This window comes from Streptomyces sp. NPDC006296, from assembly GCF_040613235.1.
Taxonomy (GTDB): Bacteria; Actinomycetota; Actinomycetes; order Streptomycetales; family Streptomycetaceae; genus Streptomyces.
In genome coordinates this window covers 66,579-90,353 of record NZ_JBEXRT010000017.1, presented here as the reverse complement: position 1 = coordinate 90,353, position 23,775 = coordinate 66,579, and the positions used below count along the sequence as shown (strand labels likewise).

The following is a 23,775-nucleotide window of genomic DNA, read 5'->3' as shown; positions in this document are numbered from 1 at the left end:
ACGGCTCACGCCCCGGCGTAGACGTTGGCAAGGACGACGGCGGCGATCGCCAGGACGAGGGTTCCGGCGAGCAGTGCGCCGAGGTAGGTCTGCACGTTGCCGGTCTGGGCGCGGCGGACCAGCGTGCCGAGTCCGCGGACGACGGCGCCCGAGCCGTTCACGTAGGTGTCGACGACCTCGCGGTCCAGGAAGCGGACCAGTCGTGCGGCGGCCGCCGTGGGGCGGACGAACAGTGCCGTGTACAGGGCGTCGAGGTGGAAGCCGGTGACCGCGTGGCGGTGCAGCGGTCCCAGCAGGAGCCTGCCGGGGTCCGTCGGGTCGGGGGCGTCCGCGATGGTGCCGTAGGCCGCGGTGTGCGAGGTCATCGCCTCGGCCTCCACGAGGGCGGGTTCGGCGTCGGGGTGGGCGGCGACCGCGCCGACCGGGGGCCGGTCGGCGAGCGCCGTGGTGTGGCGCCACGCCCCGTAGGTGACGAGTCCGCCGACGAGTCCGACGCCGGTGGAGAGGACGGCGGTGGTGAGGGAGGGGGCGAGGCTGTGTCCGTCGAACCAGTCGACGAGGACGCCGGCGGTGAGACCGAAGGCGATCGTGGGGACGGCCAGGACCCAGAGGACGGAGGTCATCGCGACGGGCTGCCTGCCGTGGTCGGGGGCCTCGGGGCCGCGTCCCCGGAAGGCGAGGAGCCAGAGCCGGGTGGCGTAGGCGGCGGTGAGGACGGCGGCGGCGAGTCCGGCGACGAGCACCGTCCAGCCGGCGGCCGCGGGGGCGATGTCGCGGTCCCCGAAGGCGGTGTGCTCCGCGGCGACGAGCACGGCCTCCTTGGAGAAGAAGCCGGCGAACGGAGGGATGGCGGCCAGCGCGAGGAGCGCGACGGTCATCGTCCAGTAGGCGTCGGGGATGCGCCTGGCCAGCCCGCTCATGCGGGACATGGCGGCGAGTGAGTTGGTGCCCGCAGCGTGGATGACCACGCCGGCCGCGAGGAAGAGGACGGCCTTGAACGCACCGTGCGAGAGGAGGTGGAAGACGGCGGCGCCGCGGTCGCCGACGGCCAGGGCGCCGGACATGTAGCCGAGCTGGCCGATGGTCGAGTAGGCGAGCACGCGCTTGATGTCGTCCTGGGCCAGGGCGGCGAGGCCGGAGCCGATCATGGTGACGGCGGCCATCACGGCGAGGACGACGAGGGCGGCACCGGAGGAGGCGAAGACGGGGAGGAGCCGGGCAACGAAGTAGATCCCGGCGGCGACCATCGTCGCGGCGTGGATGAGCGCGGAGACGGGGGTGGGGCCGGCCATCGCGTCGGGCAGCCAGGTGTGCAGCGGGAACTGCGCGGACTTGCCGGCCACTCCGGCGAGGAGCAGCAGCGCGATGAGGGTGGGGTGGTCGAGCCCGCCGTTGCCGACCGCGGCCAGGATGCCGGTGATGCGGAAGGTGCCGGTGTCCGCGGCGAGCGCGAACAGGCCGATGAGGAAGGGGACGTCACCGAGTTTGGTGACGAGGAAGGCCTTGAGGGAGGCCGCGCGTGCCTCGGGTGTCTCCCAGTAGTGGCCGACCAGGAAGTACGAGCAGATGCCCATGATCTCCCAGCCGACCAGGAGCACCATGAGGTCGCCGGAGTAGACGACGAGCAGCATCGCGGAGGTGAAGAGGGAGACGAGGGCCGCGTACGAGGGGTAGCGGGCGTCGTTCTTGAGGTAGGCCGTCGAGTAGACCTGGACGCAGGTGGCGACGAGCCCGACGAGCACGGCGACGAGGACGGCGAAGCCGTCCAGGTGCAGCGCCAGGTCGATCGGGACCGAGCCGGTGGGGGTGAGCCGGGTCGAGGCGTCGATGGGCCGGCCGCCGCCCTGGCGTGCGGCGACGAGGACGGCGAGCACGGCGGCGGCGAGGGTCGGCAGCACCGCGAGGGGCCGGACGAAGCCGGGCGCGGTGCGGCCCAGGAGGAGCCCCGCGACGGCTCCGAGGAAGGGGAGGAGGGGGACGAGGACGGCGAGGGTCGTGGTGGTCACGCGGTGGCCTCTGCCTTCTTTGCCTTCCCTGCCGGAGCAGTGGCCTGGTCTGCGGTGGTGCCCAGGGCGGCGCCGTCGGCGCCGTCGTCATCGGGGAGCGTCTCGGCCTCGTCGGTCTCCGCGGTGTCGCGGAGGCGGTCGATGTCCGCACTGCCGCGGTTGCGGTGGACCGCAAGGACGATCGCGAGGCCGATGCCGATCTCGGCCGCGGCGATGGCGATTGTGAATAGGGTCAGGGCCTGCCCCGCGTGGAGGGCGTCACGGAGCCAGACGTCGAAGGCGACCAGGTTGAGGTTGACGGCGTTGAGCATGAGCTCGACGGACATCAGGACGAGGATCGCGTTGCGGCGGGCGAGCACCCCGTACAGCCCGGTGCAGAAGAGGAGGACGGCGAGGACGGCGGGATAGGCGAGGTGCATCAGCTCTTGTCCTCCCGGTCGGGGGCCGACGGTTCGGTGCGGCCCGCACCGCCCTGGGGGGTGTCACCGGGCCGGCGGTCTTCACCGGACCGGCGGTCCTGGCGGGCGTCACCGGGCCGGTCCGCGTGGCGGTCCTCGCGGGCCCGGCTGCCGGACGGACCCGTGCCGTGGAGGCGGGCCTGGCGGGCCCTGCTGTCGTCACGGTCCTTGCGGGACAGGACGATCGCGCCGACGAGGGCGGCGAGCAGCAGGACCGAGAGGGCCTCGAAGGGGAGCACCCAGTTCCGGAAGAGGAACTCCCCGGAGGCCTTGGTGGAGCCCTGGGCCGGGCCGTCCAGATCGATCCAGGTCGTACGGAAGGCGTCCACGACGACCCAGACGAGGGCGGCGGCCGAGGCGGCGGCCGCACCGAGGGCCACCCACCGGTGGCCCGAATCGGCGTCCGGGGAGCGGCCGATGGGCGCCCGGGTGAGCATCAGCCCGAAGAGGAGGAGGACCACGACGGAACCGACGTAGATCAGGACCTGCACCCAGGCGATGAACTCGGCGGTGAGCAGGAGGTACTCGACCGCGATACCGCCGAGCGCCACGACCAGCCAGAGCGCGGCGTGCACGAGCTGCTTGGTCGTGACGGTGACGACGGCCGCGCCGAGGGTGACGATCCCGACCAGCAGGAAGGCGATCTCGACGCCGGTCGGTGAGAGGAAGCCGGGGTGACCGGCGGTGGCCGAGAGGATCACTCCTGACCCTCCTGCTCGGCTGCCTGCTCCGAGCGGCCTTCCGGCGACTCCTCCCGGGCCTCAGTGGTCTCCCGCGCGGCCCGCGCCTGAGCCTCCTGGGCCGTCCGAGCTTCCTGGGCCTCCTGGGCCGCTTGCGCTTCCTGGGCTTCCTGGGCCTGGAGCTTGTCGGCCGTCTTGCGGGCGGCGGCGATCTCCTTCGGCTCCTCGGCCCGGGGGTCGAGCGCGGGCGGTTCGGGAACGGTCCACATCCATTCGCGGAGCTTGTCGCGCTCATGGGTCAGCTCGTGGATGTCCGTCTCCGCGTACTCGAACTCGGGCGACCAGAACAGCGCGTCGAAAGGACAGACCTCGATGCAGATACCGCAGTACATGCACAGGGCGAAGTCGATCGCGAAGCGGTCCAGGACGTTGCGGCTGCGCTCGCGGCCTCCGGGGGCGGCCGGTGGCACCGTCTCCTTGTGGGAGTCGATGTAGATGCACCAGTCCGGGCACTCCCGGGCGCAGAGCATGCAGACCGTGCAGTTCTCCTCGAACAGGCCGATGACACCCCGGGTGCGGGGCGGCAGTTCGGGCTGGACGTCCGGGTACTGCGCGGTGACCGTGCGCTTGGTCATGGTCCGCAGCGTGACGGCGAGGCCCTTGGCCAGGCCTGAGCCGGGGATCGGGGGCACTAGTTGATCGCCACCTTCACGATGCCGGTGAGCGCGATCTGCGCCAGGGCGAGGGGGATGAGTGTGGTCCAGGCGAGCTTCTGCAGCTGGTCCTCACGCAGGCGGGGGTAGGTGACCCGGAGCCAGATGACGACGAACGCGAGCACGCCGGTCTTGAGCAGGGTCCAGACCCAGCCGAGCCCGTCCTCGCCGAACGGCCCGTGCCATCCGCCGAGGAAGAGGACGGTCGTCAGACCGCAGAGGACGACGATGCCGGCGTACTCGGCGAGCAGGAACAGGGCGAAGCGCAGTCCCGTGTACTCGGTGTACGCGCCGAAGATGATCTCGGAGTCGGCGACCGGCATGTCGAAGGGCGGGCGCTGGAGTTCGGCCAGCCCCGCCACGAAGAAGACCAGGGCGCCGACGATCTGCCAGGGCAGCCACCACCACGTGAAGGCGTTGAGGATGCCGGGGAGCGAGACGGTGCCGGCGGCCATGGCCACGGACGCGGCGGCCAGCAGCATCGGCAGTTCGTAGGCGAGCAGCTGCGCGGCGGTCCGGAGACCGCCGAGGAGCGAGAACTTGTTGGCCGAGGCCCAGCCCGCCATCAGCGAGCCGAGCACGCCGACGCCCATGACGGCCAGGACGAAGAAGATGCCCGCGTCGACGACCTGCCCGACCGCGCCCTCGCCGGGGCCGATGGGGATGACGAGGATCACGAGGAGGTACGGGAGCAGGGCGACGGCAGGGGCCAGCTGGAAGACGCGGCGGTCCGCGTCGGCGGGTACGACGTCTTCCTTCTGCGCGAACTTCACCCCGTCCGCGACGAGCTGGGCCCAGCCGTGGAAACCGCCCGCGTACATGGGACCGAGGCGGCCCTGCATGTGGGCCATCACCTTGTGCTCGGCCTGCCCCACGACGAGCGGCAGCACCATGAACACGGCAAAGACGATGACGAGGCGGAGGGCGACGTCGAGTACGTCGTTCACGCGGTATCGCCTCCGGCGGATCGGTCGGGTCCGGGGGACTCCCGGGGAGAGCCGGGGTCGGCCTCGGAACCGGAGTCGGAGTCGGGTTCCGGGCCGGAGCCGCGATCAGCCTCGGAACCGGGGTCGGCCTCGGAACCGGGGTCGGAGTCGGGTTCGGAGTCGGCTCCGCGCTCGGGCGCGCGACCGGTCTCCGGCTCGGACGCCGACGACCGCTCCTGTGCGCGACCGCCGGTCTCGGACACCGGCGAGGGCCCCGACGGCTGCTGCTGCTCGTACACCGACCCGGGGCCGGAGGCCGACGACTCGTCCGCCGAAGACCCGGACGGCTGGTCCTGCTCGGCCACCTGGGAGGGCCCCGACGGCTGCTCCTGCTCGGCCACAGACCCGGGCTCGGAGCCCGACGACCGGTCCGGCGAGGGCCCCGACCCGGGCTCGGGGCCCGACGGCTCGTCAGGCCCGGGCTCGGGGCCCGACGGCTCGTCAGGCCCGGGCTCGGGGCCCGACGGCTCGTCCGGCCCGGGCTCCGACGGCTGCTCCGACTCGGGTACCGGCACGGCCCCCTCCGGCTGACCGGAGCCGGGACCGGGATCAGGACCGGGTTCAGCTTCAGTCGGCTCGCCGGGCTCGGCCGGGGCGGGCCGTTCGGCGGTCGGCCGGGGCGTGCTCGGCTTCGGTGCCGCCTGCTTCCGGGTGTCCTCGAAGGCGGGCTGGGCGTCGTGCCAGGGCGCGTCCGCACTGCCTGCCGCGCCCTTCGCACGAGCCGCGTCGCCACCCCGCGCGGCGCCGGCGCCCGTCGGTCGGGCGTCCGTCGCCCCGGCTCCCGTCGTGCCCTCGCCCGTCGCACCGGCCGGAGGCGCGGAGGCAGGAGACGCGGAGGCAGGAGAGTCGGCGGCCTGAGGCGCGGAGGCAGACGAGTCGGCGGCCGGGGGCGTGGTGGCCGAAGGGGTACCGGCCTGCGATCCGGCGGCCGGAGGCGTTGCCGCGGGAGCGTCGGCGTCGGGGGCCGTGGGGGCGGGCGTCGTCCCGGCGGTCTGGCTCGCCGAGCCCTGCGAGGCGCTGCGGCTGCGGCGCGGCGGGGCCGTCTGCGGGGGCTGCGGGGTCTGTGCAGTCCCCGGGGGCGGGGCCGTCTGCGGGGGCTGGGCGGTCTGCGGGGTCTCCGCCGCGTCCGGACGCTGCGCCGCGGAGCCCTCGCTCGCACTGCGCGCCCGGCGCACCGGGCGGTCGCCCGCCGCGCGTGCCCCGCGGGCGGGGCGGGCCGGGGCGGGCGGGAGCTGTCCCTTGAGCGGGCCCCACTCGTTGGGATCGGGCACCCCGGGCGGAAGCATGGTGCGCCGCTTGGGTCCGCCGTGTTCCGACTCGCCCGGTTCCTTGGCTCCGGGCCAGGCCTTGGCGACCCGGGCCGCCAGGACGAAGTCCTTGCGCAGCGGGTGGCCCTCGAAGCTGTCGGGCAGCAGCAGCGGCACCAGGTGGGGGTGGTCCTCGAAGGCGACGCCGAACATCTCGTACGTCTCGCGCTCGTGCCAGGCAGCGCCCGCGTAGACGCCGACGGCGGTGGGCAGGGTGGCGGCCTCGTGCGGGACGGTCGTACGGAGCAGCAGGCGCCGGACCGTTCCGCCGCCGAGGGCGACGACATGGGCGCAGACGCGGAAGCCGGTGCCCGGTTCGTCGACGGCGCTCAGCCAGTCGAAATAGGTGCAGCCCAGCTCGTCGCGGGCCGTTTCGAGGGCGCCGATCCAGGCGGCGGCGGGCACGTCGACGGTGAGCAGGTCGTAGGCGTGCGCGGCGGTGGCGTCCGCGCCGAAGACGTCGGTGACGGCGTCGGGCAGCCGGTCGAAGGTGTCCGAGGCGGTCACGGCCGCTCCTCCCCCGGCGTCTTCGGGGCTGCCACGAGGCCGCTGCGCAGCGCCGCCGTCGAGGGCCTGGGCGTGTCCCCGGTGGTGTACCGCTCGGCGAGCGACTCGCGGGAGATCTTCTCCTGGAGCTTGAGGATTCCCTGGAGGAGGGCCTCGGGCCGGGGCGGGCAGCCGGGGACGTACACGTCGACGGGGATGATCTGGTCGACGCCCTTCGTCACGGAGTACGAGTCCCAGTAGGGTCCGCCGCAGTTGGAACAGGCGCCGAAGGAGATGACGTACTTCGGTTCGGGCATCTGCTCGTAGAGCCGCTTCACGGCCGGGGCCATCTTGTCCGTGACCGTGCCGGACACGACCATCAGGTCGGCCTGCCGGGGCCCGGGGGCGAACGGGATGACGCCGAGCCGGATGAAGTCGTGCCGCGCCATGGAGGCCGCGATGAATTCGATGGCGCAGCAGGCGAGTCCGAAGTTGAAGACCCACAGGCTGTAGCGGCGGCCCCAGTTGAGGACCACCTTCATCGGTTCGGGTGCGAGCCGGGACAGCACCCCGAGCCGCTTCGGCTCGGGCAGCTTCGTCGGGTCAGGCAGCGACACGGGGGGTTCGGGGTTCGGCCGGCTCGTCACGTCCATTCGAGGACGCCCTTCTTCCATGCGTAGAGCAGTCCCACGGCCAGGAAACCGAGGAAGATGAACATCTCGACCAGCGTCGTCGCTCCGTATCCCGGGGCCGCGAACACCGTCGCCCACGGGAACAGGAAGATCGAGTCGACGGCGAAGATCACGTACAGGAAGGCGTACACGTAATAGCGAACCTGGGTGTGGGCCCAGCCCTCTCCCACGGGGTCGACGCCGCACTCGTACGTCAGGAGTTTCTCCGGCGTCGGGACCACGGGCCTCAGCAGCCGGCCGGCCCCGAAGGCGACGGCGACGAACAGCACGCCCACCAGGGCGAGCAGTCCGACCACTGAGTAGCTCTGGAAGTAGTCCGACGCGGCAACGGTCGGTCCCGGCACGTCCGCCACGTCCGCCCCTCGCTCCCTCAACCTGTTCGACGGTCTGTACGCACGGGAGTCTAGGCCCTGTTAAAGAGACGGTAAGCAGCCCCGTGGCAGAACGGGTGGGGCGGGAGGTGCCCGGGGTGGCACGGCGCGAGGTGGGGTTATCCCTACTCGACCCCACCCACGAACCCCATGGCGCGGCCCGTTCCGGCCCGGCACGCTGGTGCCATGACCATGAGCCCCTCCCTGCCGGACGACGACCGTCCGCCGCCCGTGCGCTTCGCCTTCGACCGGTGGACGTGGAAGGAGATCGCGCATCTCCTGGCCGATCTGCCGATGGCCCTCGCCGGGTTCGTGTACACCGTGCTGCTGGTCGGCGTCGGCGCCGGGCTCTCCGTCACGGTGATCGGCCTGCCGCTGCTCGCCCTGGGGCTGCAGGGTGCGCGCGGGTTCGGGAGGGCGGAGCGCGGGCGGGCGCGGCGTCTGCTCGGGATGCGGATCGAGGAGCCCAGTCCCGTGGCGCGGAGCCGGCGGGGCCGGGGTTTCTTCCCGTGGCTGTGGGCGGGGCTGAAGGACCCGGTGGGGTGGCGGACGTTGCTGTACTCGTTCGTCCGGCTGCCGTGGGGGGTGGCGACGTTCGCGGTGACGCTGGTGGGCCTGCTCGTCCTGTGGCCGGTTCTCCCGCACATCGCACGCGGTCTGGCGAACGCGGACCGGGCGATGGTGCGGGGCCTGCTCTCGCCCTCCGACGAACTGGAGCGCAGGATCGCCGAGCTGGAGTCGGACCGGGGCGTGGTCGTGGACACCGCCGCCGCCGACCTGCGCCGCATCGAACGCGACCTCCACGACGGCGCCCAGGCCCGACTCGTCGCCCTCGCCATGGGCCTGGGACTGGCGAAGGAAAAACTCGACCACGACCCCGAAGCAGCCGCCCGCATGGTCGACGAAGCCCACGGCGAGGTCAAGATCGCCCTCCAGGAACTCCGCGACCTCGCCCGCGGCATCCACCCCGCCGTCCTCACCGACCGCGGACTCGACGCCGCACTCTCCGCCATCGCCTCCCGCTGCACCGTCCCCGTGACCGTGTCGGTGACGCTGCCGGGCCGGCCGGCCGAGGCCATCGAGGGCATCGCCTACTTCACCGTCTCCGAACTCCTCCAGAACGTCAGCAAACACAGCCGTGCTCGTGCCGCCTCGGTCGACGTGTGGCGCTCCGGGGACCGGCTGATGCTCCGGGTCGCCGACGACGGACGCGGCGGGGCCCGGCTGGACGGCGGCACCGGTATGTCGGGACTGGCGGAGCGACTGGGGGCGGTCGACGGGCTGTTCGTCCTGGACTCCCCCGAAGGCGGCCCGACCACGGTCACCGCGGAGCTGCCGTGGCGCGACCGCGTGGGCACCGGGACCGAGCGGGTCGGCACGGCGTGAACCGGCCGGACCAGGGCCCCCGGCCGTCCGCCGGCACGGAACCTTCCGGCTCGCCGCCCGGGCGTGTCCCGGGGCCGGGCGGACCCGTGCGCCCGGCAGTCCGGCAGGGGCACCGAGGGTAGGGAAAACCCCCGCAGGATACGGAGACCGCCCTCATGGTGCGGAGGTCCCCGGCGCAGCAGTCTTGAGGCACCGGCCGCCGGACCGGCACGAAGCACCCATCTGACGCACCGGTGGGAAGAGCCCGCACGGCCCGGCACGGAGCACACGCCCGACCGGCCGGCGGGGAGCACCCGCCCACACCGACCGCGGGGAACACCCGCCTCCCAGAACCCGCGGGAACACCCGCTCTCGAGAAACGGACGGACGCCACTGATGGCCACGGCATACGGACCGGACACGCGGGACCGCCTCGCGTCCGGCAGGAGCGCGGGGGGTCGTCCCCCGACGAAGCACGTCCTCCCCGCGGTGCTGCGCGCGCCCTTCGAGGCGCGTACCTGGCGCGAGCTCGGCCATGTGCTCCTCGGCCTGCCGATCAGCGTGGTGCTGTTCTGCTGCGCCGTGACGATGGTGTCGCTGGGGCTGGGCACGCTGATCACCTTCCTCGGCGTTCCGGTGCTCGCGGCCGGTCTGGCGGTGTGCCGCGGTTTCGGCGCGCTGGAGCGGGCCCGGGCGCGCGCACTGCTGCGGCTGGAGGTCGCGGATCCCGCGCCGGTGCGCGGGGAGGGCGGCTTCCTGTCCTGGGTCGGCGCCGTGCTGAAGAGCGGGGTGTCCTGGCGGCACCTGCTCTACGCGGTGCTGCACCTGCCCTGGGCGGTTTTCGCGTTCGTCGTCGCGGTGAGTTTCTCGGCGTACGGCTGGGCCGCGTTCACCTATCCGCTGTGGCACTGGGTCTTCCCGGCGTACGTGGGCGTCGACGGCATCCAGCTGTACGGCGACCGGACGCATCAGGTCTACCTGGACTCCCCCTTCGAGCTGGCGGTGACCAGCGGGGTCGGCCTGGGTCTCGTCCTGGTCACCCCGTGGATCGTCCGCGGCCTGGTGGCGGTGGACCGGGTCATGGTCCTGGGGCTGCTCGGTCCCTCACGGCTGGCGACCCGGGTCTCCGAGCTGGAGTCGGACCGGGGTGTGGTCGTCGACACCGCCGCCGCCGACCTGCGCCGCATCGAACGCGACCTCCACGACGGCGCCCAGGCCCGACTCGTCGCCCTCGCCATGGACCTGGGACTCGCCAAGGAAAAACTCGACCACGACCCCGAAGCAGCCGCCCGCATGGTCGACGAAGCCCACGGCGAGGTCAAGATCGCACTCCAGGAACTCCGCGACCTCGCCCGCGGCATCCACCCCGCCGTCCTCACCGACCGCGGACTCGACGCCGCACTCTCCGCCATCGCCTCCCGCTGCACCGTCCCCGTCGACGTCGTGGTCGACCTGGACGCACGCCCCGCCCAGGCCATCGAGGGCATCGCCTACTTCACCGTCTCCGAACTCCTCCAGAACGTCAGCAGACACGCTCGCGCCACCCGTGCGTCGGTCGACGTGTGGCGGACCGCCGACCGGCTGATGCTCCAGGTCACCGACGACGGACGCGGCGGGGCCGGGGGTTCGGCGGGCGGCGGGCTGGCCGGACTGGCGGAGCGGCTGGACGCGGTGGACGGCGTCCTCGTCGTCGAGTCCCCGGCCGGCGGCCCGACGACGGTCACGGCCGAACTGCCCTGGCGGGGCTGAGGCCCCGGCTCCGCGCCCGGACGGAGCCGCCCCGCGCACGGGCCACGCACAAGCAGCCCCGCGCACCGGCCGGGCCCGGGCCCGTACAACCCGCCCCGCGCACCGGCCGGACGCGGGCCCCGTACAAGCAGCCCCGCACCAGCCGGTCTTCCGGTGCCCCGGACGCCGTCACGGCGCCCGGGGCACCGCGGTGCGTCCGGCCGTACCGGAACCGCCGGTCCACGGCCCACCGGGGCCCCGACCCTGGAATGCTGGACCCGTACGCGGTGCGCGCGGGACGTGCAGCAGGACACCGGGACCGCCGGGGCCGACACCCGGTTCGCCGACAACACCGGGACCGCCGGAAGACCGACAGTGGGGGACGCAAGGCCGTGAAGGAAAGAGTGCGGGTCGTCATCGCCGAGGACTCGGTGCTGCTCCGGGAGGGACTCACCCGGCTGCTGACCGATCTCGGTCACGACGTCGTCGCGGGGGTCGGGGACGCGGAGGCGCTGCTCAGGACGGTGAGCGAGCTCGCGGGGCAGGACGCGCTGCCGGACGTGGTGGTCGCCGATGTGCGGATGCCGCCGACCCACACCGACGAGGGGGTGCGGGCGGCGGTGCGGCTGCGCAAGGACCATCCGGAGGTGGGGGTGCTGGTCCTGTCGCAGTACGTCGAGGAGCGGTACGCCACCGAGCTGCTCGCCGGCAGCAGTCGCGGCGTGGGCTACCTCCTGAAGGACCGGGTCGCCGAGGTCAGGGAGTTCGTGGACGCCGTGGTGCGGGTCGCGCGCGGCGGGACCGCCCTGGACCCCGAGGTGGTGGCGCAGCTGCTGGGCCGCAGCCGCAAGCAGGACGTGCTGGCGGGGCTCACGCCGCGCGAGCGGGAGGTCCTCGGTCTGATGGCCGAGGGGCGGACGAATTCGGCCGTGGCCCGGCAGCTGGTCGTCAGTGACGGAGCGGTCGAGAAGCACGTCAGCAACATCTTCCTGAAACTCGGCCTGTCCCCCAGCGACGGTGATCACCGGCGCGTTCTCGCCGTTCTCACTTATCTGAACTCGTGACAGAGCGGCGATCCATCTGTGATCATCTGAATGATCCACCCGCAGTCGGACGATTCCACGGACCGGGACGAAAGGAGGGGCACCACGGGGATTCGTGCAGCGGCTGAGGGGGTCCGGGAAATGTGGCGGAGCGTGACGCATTCACGGGTCGGAAACGCGTCCGCCCTATGACCGGTCCGAGGAAGGCGACCCTTACAGAAGTAGGGTGGGGCCTGGACCGCCGGCGGGTCGGCCGGTCCCGAGCCGCCGCCCCGAGGGAGGTCCAGTTCAGTGACCAGCCAGGTCAGTAGCCCAGCCGGAAAGTCCGATGAGGCCAGCGAGGCTGTCGTCGGGGAGCAGCGCGCCCCGCACGTGGTCGGTGCGGGTGCCGCCGAGAAGGAAATCCGCCGTCTGGACCGGGTGATCATTCGTTTCGCGGGTGACTCCGGTGACGGTATGCAGTTGACGGGCGACCGGTTCACGTCGGAGACGGCGTCGTTCGGGAACGATCTGTCGACGCTGCCCAACTTCCCGGCCGAGATCCGGGCGCCCGCCGGGACGCTGCCGGGGGTGTCGTCGTTCCAGCTGCATTTCGCGGACCACGACATCCTGACGCCGGGCGACGCACCGAACGTACTGGTCGCGATGAATCCCGCGGCGCTGAAGGCGAATATCGCCGACGTGCCGCGCGGGGCGGACATCATCGTGAACACGGACGAGTTCACGAAGCGCCCGATGGCGAAGGTGGGATACGCCGAATCACCTCTGGAGGACGGTTCTCTGGAGGCGTACAACGTACATCCGGTGCCTTTGACGACATTGACGATCGAGGCGTTGAAGGAGTTCGGGCTTTCCCGCAAGGAGGCCGAGCGGTCGAAGAACATGTTCGCGCTCGGGCTGCTGTCCTGGATGTACAACCGTCCGACGGAGGGGACGGAGTCGTTCCTCCGGTCGAAGTTCGCGAAGAAGCCGGACATCGCGGAAGCGAATGTGGCGGCCTTCCGTGCGGGCTGGAATTTCGGTGAGACGACGGAGGATTTCGCGGTCTCCTACGAGGTCGCTCCCGCGTCGCAGGCTTTTCCGACGGGCACCTACCGCAATATCTCGGGGAATCTCGCACTGTCCTACGGATTGATCGCCGCGGGCCGGCAGGCGGACCTTCCGGTGTATCTGGGTTCGTATCCGATCACGCCGGCGTCGGACATCCTTCATGAGCTCAGCAAGCACAAGAACTTCGGTGTGCGCACCTTCCAGGCGGAGGACGAGATCGCCGGGATCGGGGCGGCGCTGGGGGCGGCGTTCGGCGGTTCACTGGGTGTGACGACGACGTCGGGGCCGGGTGTGGCCCTGAAGTCGGAGACGATCGGCCTGGCGGTGTCGCTGGAGCTGCCGCTGCTGATCATCGACATCCAGCGCGGCGGGCCGTCCACCGGTCTGCCGACCAAGACCGAGCAGGCCGACCTGCTCCAGGCGATGTACGGCCGCAACGGTGAGGCGCCGGTCCCGATCGTGGCGCCGAGGACCCCGGCGGACTGCTTCGACGCCGCGCTGGACGCGGCCCGGATCGCGCTGACCTACCGCACCCCGGTCTTCCTGCTCTCGGACGGGTACCTCGCGAACGGCTCCGAGCCGTGGCGGATCCCGGAGACCGACAGCCTCCCCGACCTGCGGACCCGGTTCGCCACCGGACCGAACCACGAACTCGCCGACGGCACCGAGGTGTTCTGGCCGTACAAGCGGGACCCGGAGACGCTGGCCCGTCCCTGGGCGGTGCCGGGCACCCCGGGTCTGGAGCACCGGATCGGCGGGATCGAGAAGCAGGACGGCACGGGGAACATCTCCTACGATCCGGCGAACCACGACTTCATGGTCCGCACCCGCCAGGCGAAGATCGCCGGCATCCGCGTCCCCGATCTGGAGGTCGACGACCCGGCCGGCGCCACCACCCTGGTCCTGGGCTGGGGTTCGACGTACGGGCCGATCACCGCGGCGGTGCGCCGGCTCCGCGCGGCCGGCGAGGTGATCGCGCAGGCGCACCTGCGCCACCTCAACCCCTTCCCGAGGAATCTCGGTGAGGTGCTGCGGCGTTACGACAAGGTCGTCGTCCCGGAGATGAACCTCGGTCAGCTCGCCCTGCTGCTGCGGGCCGAGTACCTCGTGGACGCGCAGAGCTTCAACCAGGTCAACGGAATGCCCTTCAAGGCCGAGCAGCTCGCCACAGCCCTCAAGGAGGCCATCGGTGCCTGACGCACACGCCAACGAACTCCTCCAGCTGGTCCCCGGAGCCGAGGGCAAGCAGTCCATGAAGGACTTCAAGTCCGACCAGGAGGTGCGCTGGTGCCCGGGCTGCGGTGACTACGCGGTCCTGGCGGCGGTGCAGGGCTTCATGCCCGAGCTGGGCCTGGCCAGGGAGAACATCACGTTCGTCTCCGGGATCGGCTGCTCGTCCCGCTTCCCGTACTACATGAACACCTACGGGATGCACTCCATCCACGGCCGTGCCCCCTCCATCGCCACCGGGCTGGCGACCTCCCGCCGCGACCTGTCCGTCTGGGTCGTCACGGGTGACGGCGACGCGCTGTCGATCGGCGGGAACCACCTGATCCACGCCCTGCGCCGCAATGTGAACCTCAAGATCCTGCTGTTCAACAACCGGATCTACGGGCTCACCAAGGGGCAGTACAGTCCCACCTCCGAGGTCGGCAAGATCACCAAGTCGACGCCGATGGGATCCCTCGACGCCCCGTTCAACCCGGTCTCGCTCGCCCTGGGCGCCGAAGCCACCTTCGTCGCGCGCACGGTGGACTCCGACCGCAAGCACCTCACGAGCGTGCTGCGGGCGGCGGCCGACCACCCGGGCACCGCGCTGGTGGAGATCTACCAGAACTGCAACATCTTCAACGACGGCGCCTTCGAGGTGCTGAAGGACAAGGAGCGGGCCGAGGAGGCGGTGATCCGCCTGGAACACGGCAAGCCGATCCTCTTCGGGGCCGAGGGGTCCAAGGGGGTCGTGCGCGATCCCCTCACCGGGGACCTGGCCGTCGTGGCGGTCACCGAGGAGAACCGGTCGCAGGTCCTCGTCCACGACGCCCACAACCCCAGCCCCACGACCGCGTTCGCGCTGTCCCGGCTGGCCGACGCCGACACCCTGCACCACACCCCCATCGGGGTCCTGCGCAGTGTGGAGCGCCCGGTCTACGACTCCCTCATGTCCGACCAGCTCGACGCCGCGATCGAGCAGCACGGCAAGGGTGACCTGAGCACCCTGCTCGCCGGGAACGACACCTGGACCGTGGTCGGCTGATCCGCCGTCATCCCTGCGCGACGGGGCCCGGAGCCGGCCGGCTCCGGGCCCCGTCGTACTCCTCGCGGGCACGCTCCACCGCGTCCAGCCGCCGCTCCGTCCACCGGGCGAGGCCCCAGACCTGCTCCGCGGCCTCCCGGCCGAGCGGGGTGAGCGAGTAGTCCACCCGGGGCGGGATCACGGCCTTGGCGTCCCGGTCCACGAAGCCGTCCCGTTCCAGCGTCTGCAGGGTCTGGGCGAGCATCTTCTCGCTGACCCCGCCCACCTCGCGGCGCAGCTCGCCGAAGCGGTACGAGCGCTCCAGGAGCGCGGCGAGCACCAGCACGCCCCAGCGGCTGGTGACGTGTTCCAGGACCAGCCGGGAGGGGCACATCGGCTGGTTGACGCTCGGGATCCGGACGCTGCTCACGCTCATACCAGTAGCTTACTTCAAAGTGGGTACTTTCGTATCGACAGTGCACTTCTTAGGGTGAGTGAGAAGAGTTCGGAAACCCACGGACGCGGGAACAGCGCCACGGCCGGCCGTCCGGCCGGCGGACCAGGAGGAAACCCATGAGCATCGTCGTCACCGGAGCCACCGGCCATCTCGGCCGCCTCGTCGTCGAGAGGCTGCTCGCCACCGTGCCCGCCGGGTCGGTCGCCGCGGTCGTCCGCGACCGGGAGAAGGCCGCGGCGCTCGCCGCCCGGGGTGTGGAGCTGCGGGTCGCCGACTACGACCGGCCCGAGACGCTGGAGGGCGTGTTCCGGGCGGGTGACCGCGTGCTGCTGATCTCGGCCAACGAGGTCGGCCGGCGCCTCCCCCAGCACACCGCCGTGATCGAGGCGGCCGGGGCGGCGGGGGTGGCCCAGCTCGCGTACACGGGCGTGCTGGGCGGCCCCGCGGCGGACTTCCGGCTCGCCGACGAGCACAAGGCGACCGAGCAGCTGATCCTCGACTCCGGCCTCCCGCACACCTTCCTGCGGAACGGCTGGTACACCGAGAACTACACCGAGAACCTGGCCCCCGTCCTGGAGCACGGCGTCGTCGTCGCGAACGCGGGCGAGGGGCGCGTCGCCTCCGCCACCCGGGCGGACTACGCGGACGCGGCGGCCGCCGTGCTGACGGGCGACGGGCACCTGGGTGCGGCGTACGAGCTGAGCGGCGACGTGGCCTGGTCGCTGGCGGAGTACGCCGCCGTGGTGGCCGAGGCGACCGGCAAGGAGATCACCTACACGAACGTGCCGGCCCAGGTGCACCAGGAGATCCTCACCGGGGCCGGGCTGCCCGAGGCCTTCGCCGCGATCCTCGTCGACGTGGACGAGGCCATCGCCCGCGGGGCGCTCGCCGGGACCAGCGGCGACCTGGCCCGCCTGATCGGCCGGCCCACGACCCCGCTGGCGGACACCGTGGCCGAGGCGGTCGCGGCCGCCTGAACACACCGCCCGGACGCGCCGGCCCCCGCCCGGACGGGCACCCGGGACCTGTCACGAGCGTCTCCGTGAGACGGCAATGACAGGGGGCCCTTCCGGCGCTACCGTCGTGCAGTCGGCCGATCGCCGACGCCAGGAGCGCCGGGAGGGCCCGTGAAGGGGAAGAACGAGCAGCGGGCAGGCCTGCTGTACGGAATCGGGGCGTACGGGATGTGGGGGCTCGTCCCCGTCTTCTGGCCACTGCTCGAACCGTCGGGCGCGGTGGAGATCCTCGCCCACCGCATGGTGTGGTCCCTGGCGGTCGTCGGCATCGCCCTGTTGGTGCTGCGCCGCTGGGCGTGGATCGGCGAGCTGATACGGCAGCCCCGGCGCCTGGCCCTGATCGCGGCCGCCGCGACGGTGATCGCCGTCAACTGGGGCCTCTACATCTGGTCCGTGAACAACGGCCATGTCGTCGAGGCGTCGCTCGGCTACTTCATCAATCCGCTGGTCACGATCGCCCTGGGCGTGCTGCTGCTCGGTGAGCGGCTGAGGCCGGCTCAGTGGGTCGCGGTGGCCACCGGTTTCGCCGCGGTGCTCGTGCTGGCGATCGGATACGGGCAGCCGCCGTGGATCTCGCTCGCGCTGGCGTTCTCGTTCGCGACGTACGGCCTGGCGAAGAAGAAGGTCAACATGGGCGGCCTGGAGTCGCTGGCCGCCGAGACCGCGGTGCTGTTCCTGCCGGCGCTCGGCTTCCTGCTGTGGCTGGGGGCGAGCGGCCGGGCGACCTTCCTGGCCGGGGGCGCGGGTCACGGGGCGCTCCTCGCCGCGACCGGGCTCGTGACCGCGATCCCGCTCGTCTGCTTCGGGGCGGCGGCGATCCGCGTCCCGCTGTCCGTCCTCGGCCTGCTGCAGTATCTGGCGCCGGTGTTCCAGTTCGCGCTCGGCATCCTGTACTTCCACGAGGCGATGCCGCCGGAGCGCTGGGCCGGTTTCGCACTGGTCTGGGTGGCGCTGATCGTGCTGACCTGGGACGCGCTGCGCACGGCGCGGCGCACGAGGGCAGCGGCCCTGCGGCTGGCCGTGCGCGCCGCGGAGGCCGTGGCCCCCCTCGCGACCGCCTCCGCTTCGGAACCGGACACGAACAACCCGGTCGCCAAGTAGCCGGGGCGGGCCCGCCCGCGCGGCGTACCCCGCCGCCACGGCCGCCCGGCACCCCGCGGGACCGCTCCGGGGACGTACGGCCCCGGAGCCCGGACCGCGGTGTCCGCGGGTGCCGGGCGCGGTGCGGGAGGGCGGCCCGATGTGTGGGGCAGGCGTGGTGGACGGCACCCGCAAAGGCTGATTGAGTGCCCGGATGGGGACGGTCCTGAAGGGCATGAGGCACGTTCAGTGGCACGAGCTGCGCCATGCCCGGGGCTCCGCGTCCCAGGTTCCCGGGATGCTGTCCCGCATCGCCTGGGGCGACAGCGAGTCGGCCGAGGACGCGCTGAGCGATCTGGGGCGGTGGATCTGCGCCCCGGCCGTGTTCGACGCGACGGTGGCCGCGGTGCCCTTCCTGTGGGAGCTCGCCGCCATGGAGACCGTGAAGGACCGTGCGGGGGTGCTCGGCCTGCTGGGCACCATCCTCGCCCGCGGCCACGCGCACCGTCCGGAGTGGACCAGGGACGCGCACCTCGCGGTCCTGGCCGGGCTGGCGACGGCCGAGCTGCTGGCCGCGGACCGCGACCCGGCCGTGAGCGCCGCGGCCGGAGTGCTCCTCAGCACCGGCGGCGGCCACACCTGCACGGCCTGCCCGCCCCGGTGATCGGCGCACCGGTGCCGGGCGGAAGGACGCAGGGCCGACCGGTGCCGGGCGGGACGGTGGCGGCGCGCCCGTTGCCGCGGCGTTCGTACAACCAGTACAAACGGTTTTCATGACTCTGCACTGGAAGGTCGTCATCGACGCCCACGACCCGCACGCCCAGGCCGACTTCTGGGCCGAGGCCCTCGGTTACGTCGTCGAGGACCACAGCGCCCTGATCGGGGAACTGCTCCGCGCGGGCGCCGTGACCGAGGCGGCCACCCTCGAGCCCCACGGGCATCGCGCCTGGCGCGACCTCGCCGCGGTGCGGCACCCGGACGACCCGTACGAGGAGAGAAGCGGCACCGGCCTCGGACGCCGGCTGCTCTTCCAGCGCGTGCCGGAGCCCAAGACGGTGAAGAACCGCCTCCACCTGGATGTGCACACGGACCCCGGGCAGCGCGAGGCGGAGACGGAACGGCTGGTGGGCCTGGGCGCCGGGGTCCTGCGGACCGTCGAGGAACAGGGCGGATCGTGGCAGGTGCTGCTGGACCCGGAGGGCAACGAGTTCTGCGTGCACTGAGGTCCGGCGGGCCGCCCGGACACGGAACCGGCCCGGACGCTCCGCACACGGGACGGGTCAGGGCCTTCCGGCGGCGCGGGCCCGGTGTTCCGGCGACGGCGGCCCGGTGTTCCGGCGACGGCGGCGGGTCCCGAAGTCGCCGCGGCGCGGCCCCGGCGTCCCGGCGGAGACGGCGGGTCCCTGCCTTCCGGCGGCGCGGTGCGGTGCCGTGGCCGTCGTCGTGCGCCCGCCGCGGGCGCCGGGACAGTCCTTAGGCTGACCCCATGTTCACGTCACCCGCCGCACACACCCTCGTCGCCACGGATCTGGACGGCACGCTGCTGCGTTCCGACGACACCGTGAGCCCGCGCTCCCGCGCGGCCCTCGCCCGCGCCGCCTCGGCCGGAGCGCGGCATCTGATCGTCACGGGACGGCCGGTGCCCGGCATACGCGCGCTGCTCACGGACCTCGGTTACGACGGCCTCGCGGTCTGCGGACAGGGCGCGCAGGTGTACGACGCCGGGGCGGCGCGGATGCTGAGCTCGGTGACGCTGGACCGGGACCTGGCCGACACCGCGCTCGGCAAGATCGAGGCCGAGGTGGGGCAGGTGTTCGCCGCCGTGGACCAGGACGGCCCCGGGGGCCTGACCCTCATCGAGCCGGGATACCGGATGCCGCACCCCTCCCTGCCCGCGCAGCGCACCGGACGGCGTGCGGAGCTGTGGGCCGCGCCGGTCGTCAAGGTCCTGATACGCCACCCCTCGCTCGGCGACGACGAGCTGGCCTCGGCCGCCCGCGGCGCGGTGGGTGACCTGGCGTCGGTCACGATGGCGGGACCCGGGACGGTGGAGCTGGCCCCCCACGGCGTGGACAAGGGCACCGGGATCACGCTGGCGGCCGGGCTGATGGGCCTGGACCCCGCCGGAGCGGTGGCCTTCGGGGACATGCCTAACGACCTGCCGATGTTCCGCCTCTCGGGACACCGGGTGGCGATGGCCGGCGCGCACCCGGAACTGCGGGCGGAGGCCGACGAGATCACCCTCTCGAACGAGGAGGACGGCGTCGCGGTGGTCCTGGAGCGGCTGTTCGCCTGAGGACCGTCCGGCCCACGCGCCCGGCGCGCGTCTCCCCCGGCGCGCGTCTCCCCCGGCGCGCGTCTCCCCCGGCGGGCGGACGCACGGCCGGGGGGCGGGCCCGCCCGACTGGCCGGACCCGCGTGCGGAGGTCCCGCCGGGGGCGGGCACGGCGGCTCAGCCGGACGCGGGGGTCGGCGCGGGCACGGTGCTCCCGCCGTTCTCCGGGGGCCGCCCGTCCCCGGCGGACAGCGACCGCAGCACATGGTCCACCAGTGCGGCGACGGTGGCCTCGTCCTGGGCCGGTTTCCGCAGCACGTGGCGGTAGTAGACCGGCCCGTAGAGCAGCTCCACCGCGAGCGGGAGGTCGGCCCCCGCCGGAATCTGCCCCTGCTCCTGGGCGCGGCGCAGCCGCGCCACGGCCGCCTCGACGCGCGGACCGACGAGCTGTTCGCGCACGGCTCTCGCGAGGTCGTCGTCGTGGTGCATCTCCGACAGGATCCCGGCGTAGGCGGGGCCGTAGGGCGGGGTCGAGATCAGTCTCACGAGACCGTTGACGTGGGTGCGCAGATCGGCGGCGATCTCACCGGTGTCGACGAACGGGGTGGCGCCGACGAGCATGTCGGCGAAGGCCTCCAGCGTCACCGCACCCTTGGACGGCCACCAGCGGTAGATCGTCTTCTTGCTCACGCCGGCGCGGGCGGCGATCGCCTCGACCGTGACCCGCCCGTACCCCTTCTCCGTACAGAGCTCCAGGGCGGCGTCCAGCGTCGCCCGTCGTGACCGCTCGCTGCGACGCAGAGAACTCGGCGATGTGATCATTCGGTGAGCATAGGGGGATTCTGCCCACCGCTTGTTGACAGGTCGTCGCCAAAAGTCGAACAATGACGAAGCTGGAAACGGAACGTACCGTGTCGTGACGTTCCGTACAGCATACCGTTCGTGCCGTTCGTGCCGCGACGAGCCGATCGGGGGACGGCTCGACCGGCCGACGGTACGGACGCCGGTGCCGGACTCCCGGGCGCCCCTCCCCTCGGACACCGGTCCCCTTCACGTCCCTTCGCGCCGGGCCGCGCCGTGCCGCGGAGCCGGACACCCGCCTGCACAGCAGCCGCCCGGGCCGCCGTCACGCGCGCCGCCCCGCCGTACGGAGCGTACGGCGGGGCGGCGGGTGTGCGAGGTGTCGTGCGAGGTGCGTCCTACTTGGCGTTGTCGGCCGCCTTCACCAGGGTCTCCTGGGTGACCGCGCCGACGTAGACCTTGCCGTCCTCCGTCAGCAGGGCGTTGACCAGCCGCGTCTTGAAGACCGTGCCCGAGCCGAAGTCGCCGGTGACCTTGTCGCCCAGGGCGTCCATGAACTGCTGCGCCGGTGCGCCGCCGGAGCCCTGGCCGGTCAGGCCCGCCGCACCCGGGGCCTCGATCGCGGCGACGGAGGTCCAGCCCTTGCCGATGACGTCGAGGCCCTTGAAGTCCTCCAGCGCGCCGAGGTCCTTCTGGGCCGTGTCCGCCGCGCCGTTCTTGTCCGCCGCGCCGTTCTTCTCCGCCTCGGCCTTCAGCTCGTCGGCCTCGGTCACCTTGGCGCCCTTGGGCGGGGTGAAGGAGAAGGACGAGGCGTCGGGCTTCGAGAAGTCGACCCGGGTGAAGCCCGCGTCGACCGCGGCCTTGCCCCCGCTGCTCGGGGCCAGCGTGAACTTCAGCGGCACGCCGGTCGAGGCGTCGACCGCCACGGTGACCGAGCCGACCGTGGAGCCGGACTGCTTCGGCTTGATCACGAGCTTGTAGGCGTCCCGCCCGGCCACCTGGGCCGTGCCGTCGACCGTCACGGACGTGGTGTCGTCCGCGGCGGCGAGGGCCTCCTCGGCGAGCTCCTTCGGGGTGCCGGGCATGTCCTTCGGCGCCTTGTGCTTGCCCGCCGCGTCACCCGCGCGCTCCTGCCCGCCGGAATCCGCGTGGTAGACCTCGTTGCTCTTGCTGTCGTGGCCCCAGACGTCGTCCCCGTGGTGGACGAGGGTGTACTCCGCGCCCTCGTCGACGATCGTGAGGCGCTGCTTGTCGGGGCCGTCGACCGCGACCCGGAGCGTGTGGGTCCCGGAGGCGAGCTCCATCAGCTTGGCGTCGGGGGACGCGTCCGACGCCCCCGCCCCGTTGTCCGGCGCGAAGGAGTCCGCGAGTCCGCCGAGCGAGGGGATGCCGAGGTCGGTGCTGACCTTCACCGTGCCGGAGAGCTGCTCCTCGTCCGACGCGGCGATCTTCTCGATGAGTTCCTGTGCGGTGATGTCCGGCAGATCCGGGTCGCCGGAGTTCGCGAGCGCCGGGACGAGTCCGATCGTCGCCGCCGCCACCCCCGCCACCGCGATCGGGACGATGTAGCGCGCCTTCTTCCGGCGGCCCACGACAGTGCCCGTGGCCTCGCCGTTGGTCTCCGCGCTGTCGTTCGGTGCCATGTGTGCTCTACCTCCGTGGTCGGCGGCTGCCGTCGCGTTGCACTCGGCCACTCCCCGGCCGCCCTTCTCACCCGATGTGGTCAGGAGTGGTTCTTCTCCATCTGACCAAATAGCGCGGAGACAAGCGTCAGTCCCCGGGAGCAACTGTGCGTACCTCTCCGGGATGACCCGAGCGGAAGTCCCTTAGGGGTCCGCCGAGTCCCGCCGGACGGCCCCCTCGGGGGACCGGCGGGGACGGGTGGGGCCGGACGGGGGGTCAGCCGGCCCGGTGCACCACGGCGTCGCACAGCTCCTCGAGTGCGGCCTTGGCGTAGCACTCGGGCAGCGGTGCCAGCGTGGCCCGCGCCTCCTGGGCGTAGCGGACGGTGTCGCGGCGTGCCTGTTCGAGCGCGGGGTGGGCGCGGAGCCGCCGCAGCGCCTCGGCGAGCCGGGCGTCGTCGGCGAGGTCGCCGTCGAGCAGTTCCACGAGCTCCGTGTCCTCCGGGGCGCCCCCGGCCGCGGCCCGCGCGCGCAGGTGGAGGACCGGCAGAGTGGGGATGCCCTCCCGCAGGTCGGTGCCGGGCGTCTTGCCCGACTCGTGGGAGTCGCTGGCGATGTCCAGGACGTCGTCGGCGAGCTGGAAGGCGATGCCGAGGCGCTCGCCGTACTGGGTGAGAATGTCGACGACCGACGCGTCGGCCCCCGCCATCAGGGCGCCGAACCGGCCGGCCACGGCGACCAGCGACCCGGTCTTGCCGCCCAGCACGTCCATGTAGTGGTCGACCGGGTCGCGCCCGTCGCGCGGGCCCGCGGTCTCCAGGATCTGGCCGGTGACCAGCCGCTCGAAGGCCTCCGCCTGGATGCGGACGGCCTGCGGCCCGAGGTCGGCCAGGATGTGCGAGGCGCGGGCGAAGAGGAAGTCGCCCGTCAGGACGGCGACGGAGTTGCCCCAGCGGGTGTTGGCGCTCTCCACCCCGCGGCGCACGTCCGCCTCGTCCATCACGTCGTCGTGGTACAGGGTCGCCAGGTGCGTCAGCTCGACGACGACGGCGGAGGGGACGACACCGGGCGCCTCGGGGTCGCCGAACTGGGACGCGAGCATCACGAGCAGCGGCCGGAAACGTTTGCCCCCCGCGCTGACGAGGTGCTGCGCGGCCTCCGTGATGAACGGGACCTCGCTCTTGGTGGCGGCCAGCAGCCCCGCCTCGACAGCGGCCAAACCGGTCTGGACATCGGCCTCAAGAGCCTGGTCCCGCACGCTCAGTCCGAACGGCCCGACGACGGTCACGAGGGGATCTCCTGTCTGCTGACGATCACACGGAATGTCGATGTGTCGCTGTCCTCACTCAAGTCAGCGTATCCGGTCCCCTTTGGATCACCGTGGGCGCCTTCCCGCCACCGCCGGT

At 72.6% G+C, this 23,775-nt stretch carries 22 protein-coding genes; 10 read left to right on the top strand and 12 right to left on the bottom strand.

Going from position 1 to position 23,775, the window contains the following annotated elements:
• Window positions 1-5: 5 nt before the first annotated feature.
• The 8 genes from ABZ172_RS14630 to ABZ172_RS14595 are packed head-to-tail and all read right to left on the bottom strand — an operon-like array spanning window position 6 to window position 7,681.
• On the bottom strand, window positions 6-2,006 hold the full coding sequence (locus ABZ172_RS14630) for an NADH-quinone oxidoreductase subunit L (protein ID WP_356883868.1): 2,001 nt from the start codon (window positions 2,004-2,006) through the stop codon (window positions 6-8).
• Complete coding sequence (nuoK, locus tag ABZ172_RS14625; protein WP_356883866.1) at window positions 2,003-2,425, bottom strand: NADH-quinone oxidoreductase subunit NuoK; 423 nt, start codon at window positions 2,423-2,425, stop codon at window positions 2,003-2,005. The genes ABZ172_RS14630 and nuoK overlap by 4 nt, the downstream gene beginning before the upstream one ends.
• Window positions 2,425-3,165 (bottom strand): NADH-quinone oxidoreductase subunit J, encoded by a 741-nt coding sequence (locus ABZ172_RS14620; RefSeq protein WP_356883864.1) that lies wholly within the window; start codon window positions 3,163-3,165, stop codon window positions 2,425-2,427. Before ABZ172_RS14620 ends, nuoK begins: the two co-directional genes overlap by 1 nt.
• Window positions 3,162-3,836, bottom strand: coding sequence for an NADH-quinone oxidoreductase subunit I (locus ABZ172_RS14615; RefSeq protein WP_356883862.1), 675 nt, complete (start codon window positions 3,834-3,836; stop codon window positions 3,162-3,164). The genes ABZ172_RS14620 and ABZ172_RS14615 overlap by 4 nt, the downstream gene beginning before the upstream one ends.
• Entirely contained in the window at window positions 3,836-4,804 is a 969-nt protein-coding gene (locus ABZ172_RS14610; RefSeq protein ID WP_356883860.1) for a complex I subunit 1 family protein, read from the bottom strand. The genes ABZ172_RS14615 and ABZ172_RS14610 overlap by 1 nt, the downstream gene beginning before the upstream one ends.
• A complete protein-coding gene (locus ABZ172_RS14605) occupies window positions 4,801-6,657 on the bottom strand; it encodes an NADH-quinone oxidoreductase subunit C (RefSeq protein WP_356883858.1) in 1,857 nt (618 codons plus the stop codon). The genes ABZ172_RS14610 and ABZ172_RS14605 overlap by 4 nt, the downstream gene beginning before the upstream one ends.
• Window positions 6,654-7,289 carry an NADH-quinone oxidoreductase subunit B family protein gene (locus ABZ172_RS14600; protein WP_356883856.1) on the bottom strand — a complete coding sequence of 212 codons (636 nt, stop codon included), beginning with the start codon at window positions 7,287-7,289 and terminating at the stop codon, window positions 6,654-6,656. Before ABZ172_RS14600 ends, ABZ172_RS14605 begins: the two co-directional genes overlap by 4 nt.
• On the bottom strand, window positions 7,280-7,681 hold the full coding sequence (locus tag ABZ172_RS14595; RefSeq protein WP_356883852.1) for an NADH-quinone oxidoreductase subunit A: 402 nt from the start codon (window positions 7,679-7,681) through the stop codon (window positions 7,280-7,282). The genes ABZ172_RS14600 and ABZ172_RS14595 overlap by 10 nt, the downstream gene beginning before the upstream one ends.
• A gap of 204 nt (window positions 7,682-7,885) precedes the next feature.
• Here ABZ172_RS14595 and ABZ172_RS14590 point away from each other — a divergent pair, with 204 nt between their 5' ends.
• The 5 genes from ABZ172_RS14590 to ABZ172_RS14570 all read left to right on the top strand — a co-directional run bounded on the left by ABZ172_RS14590 (window position 7,886) and on the right by ABZ172_RS14570 (window position 15,139).
• On the top strand, window positions 7,886-9,085 hold the full coding sequence (locus ABZ172_RS14590) for a sensor domain-containing protein (RefSeq protein WP_356883850.1): 1,200 nt from the start codon (window positions 7,886-7,888) through the stop codon (window positions 9,083-9,085).
• A 375-nt stretch (window positions 9,086-9,460) separates the two neighbouring features.
• Entirely contained in the window at window positions 9,461-10,813 is a 1,353-nt protein-coding gene (locus ABZ172_RS14585; RefSeq protein ID WP_356883848.1) for a sensor domain-containing protein, read from the top strand.
• A gap of 383 nt (window positions 10,814-11,196) precedes the next feature.
• Window positions 11,197-11,856, top strand: a complete 660-nt coding sequence (locus ABZ172_RS14580; protein WP_356883937.1) for a response regulator transcription factor — start codon at window positions 11,197-11,199, stop codon at window positions 11,854-11,856.
• A gap of 270 nt (window positions 11,857-12,126) precedes the next feature.
• Complete coding sequence (locus tag ABZ172_RS14575) at window positions 12,127-14,082, top strand: 2-oxoacid:acceptor oxidoreductase subunit alpha (RefSeq protein ID WP_356883846.1); 1,956 nt, start codon at window positions 12,127-12,129, stop codon at window positions 14,080-14,082.
• A complete protein-coding gene (locus tag ABZ172_RS14570; RefSeq protein WP_356883844.1) occupies window positions 14,075-15,139 on the top strand; it encodes a 2-oxoacid:ferredoxin oxidoreductase subunit beta in 1,065 nt (354 codons plus the stop codon). Before ABZ172_RS14575 ends, ABZ172_RS14570 begins: the two co-directional genes overlap by 8 nt.
• A 7-nt stretch (window positions 15,140-15,146) precedes the next feature.
• Here ABZ172_RS14570 and ABZ172_RS14565 read toward each other — a convergent pair whose 3' ends face one another.
• Entirely contained in the window at window positions 15,147-15,554 is a 408-nt protein-coding gene (locus ABZ172_RS14565; RefSeq protein WP_356883842.1) for a helix-turn-helix domain-containing protein, read from the bottom strand.
• Between the two features lie 137 nt (window positions 15,555-15,691).
• Here ABZ172_RS14565 and ABZ172_RS14560 point away from each other — a divergent pair, with 137 nt between their 5' ends.
• The 5 genes from ABZ172_RS14560 to ABZ172_RS14540 all read left to right on the top strand — a co-directional run bounded on the left by ABZ172_RS14560 (window position 15,692) and on the right by ABZ172_RS14540 (window position 19,967).
• Window positions 15,692-16,552, top strand: a complete 861-nt coding sequence (locus tag ABZ172_RS14560; RefSeq protein WP_356883840.1) for an SDR family oxidoreductase — start codon at window positions 15,692-15,694, stop codon at window positions 16,550-16,552.
• Between the two features lie 150 nt (window positions 16,553-16,702).
• Entirely contained in the window at window positions 16,703-17,692 is a 990-nt protein-coding gene (gene rarD / locus ABZ172_RS14555) for an EamA family transporter RarD (protein WP_356883838.1), read from the top strand.
• Window positions 17,693-17,885: 193 nt separating this feature from the next.
• Window positions 17,886-18,335 carry a hypothetical protein gene (locus tag ABZ172_RS14550; protein ID WP_356883836.1) on the top strand — a complete coding sequence of 150 codons (450 nt, stop codon included), beginning with the start codon at window positions 17,886-17,888 and terminating at the stop codon, window positions 18,333-18,335.
• Between the two features lie 109 nt (window positions 18,336-18,444).
• Entirely contained in the window at window positions 18,445-18,894 is a 450-nt protein-coding gene (locus tag ABZ172_RS14545) for a VOC family protein (protein ID WP_356883834.1), read from the top strand.
• Between the two features lie 263 nt (window positions 18,895-19,157).
• On the top strand, window positions 19,158-19,967 hold the full coding sequence (locus tag ABZ172_RS14540; RefSeq protein ID WP_356883832.1) for an HAD family hydrolase: 810 nt from the start codon (window positions 19,158-19,160) through the stop codon (window positions 19,965-19,967).
• A gap of 156 nt (window positions 19,968-20,123) precedes the next feature.
• On the opposite strand, the gene ABZ172_RS14535 is transcribed toward ABZ172_RS14540, so the two are convergent.
• From ABZ172_RS14535 to ABZ172_RS14525, 3 genes are all read right to left on the bottom strand, one after another.
• Complete coding sequence (locus tag ABZ172_RS14535) at window positions 20,124-20,768, bottom strand: TetR/AcrR family transcriptional regulator (protein WP_356883830.1); 645 nt, start codon at window positions 20,766-20,768, stop codon at window positions 20,124-20,126.
• Window positions 20,769-21,145: 377 nt separating this feature from the next.
• Window positions 21,146-22,390 (bottom strand): DUF2092 domain-containing protein, encoded by a 1,245-nt coding sequence (locus ABZ172_RS14530; protein ID WP_356883828.1) that lies wholly within the window; start codon window positions 22,388-22,390, stop codon window positions 21,146-21,148.
• A gap of 256 nt (window positions 22,391-22,646) precedes the next feature.
• Complete coding sequence (locus ABZ172_RS14525) at window positions 22,647-23,657, bottom strand: polyprenyl synthetase family protein (protein WP_356883826.1); 1,011 nt, start codon at window positions 23,655-23,657, stop codon at window positions 22,647-22,649.
• Between the last annotated feature and the right edge of the window lie 118 nt (window positions 23,658-23,775).

What these genes read in the sequence shown, in the direction of transcription:
- nuoK (WP_356883866.1), bottom strand. Translation starts at nt 2,425, where the DNA reads ATGCACCTCGCCTATCCCGCCGTCCTCGCCGTCCTCCTCTTCTGCACC.
- ABZ172_RS14600 (WP_356883856.1), bottom strand. Translation starts at nt 7,289, where the DNA reads ATGGACGTGACGAGCCGGCCGAACCCCGAACCCCCCGTGTCGCTGCCT.
- ABZ172_RS14590 (WP_356883850.1), top strand. Translation starts at nt 7,886, where the DNA reads ATGACCATGAGCCCCTCCCTGCCGGACGACGACCGTCCGCCGCCCGTG.
- ABZ172_RS14585 (WP_356883848.1), top strand. Translation starts at nt 9,461, where the DNA reads ATGGCCACGGCATACGGACCGGACACGCGGGACCGCCTCGCGTCCGGC.
- ABZ172_RS14565 (WP_356883842.1), bottom strand. Translation starts at nt 15,554, where the DNA reads ATGAGCGTGAGCAGCGTCCGGATCCCGAGCGTCAACCAGCCGATGTGC.
- ABZ172_RS14560 (WP_356883840.1), top strand. Translation starts at nt 15,692, where the DNA reads ATGAGCATCGTCGTCACCGGAGCCACCGGCCATCTCGGCCGCCTCGTC.
- ABZ172_RS14550 (WP_356883836.1), top strand. Translation starts at nt 17,886, where the DNA reads ATGGGGACGGTCCTGAAGGGCATGAGGCACGTTCAGTGGCACGAGCTG.
- ABZ172_RS14545 (WP_356883834.1), top strand. Translation starts at nt 18,445, where the DNA reads ATGACTCTGCACTGGAAGGTCGTCATCGACGCCCACGACCCGCACGCC.
- ABZ172_RS14540 (WP_356883832.1), top strand. Translation starts at nt 19,158, where the DNA reads ATGTTCACGTCACCCGCCGCACACACCCTCGTCGCCACGGATCTGGAC.
- ABZ172_RS14535 (WP_356883830.1), bottom strand. Translation starts at nt 20,768, where the DNA reads ATGATCACATCGCCGAGTTCTCTGCGTCGCAGCGAGCGGTCACGACGG.
- ABZ172_RS14530 (WP_356883828.1), bottom strand. Translation starts at nt 22,390, where the DNA reads ATGGCACCGAACGACAGCGCGGAGACCAACGGCGAGGCCACGGGCACT.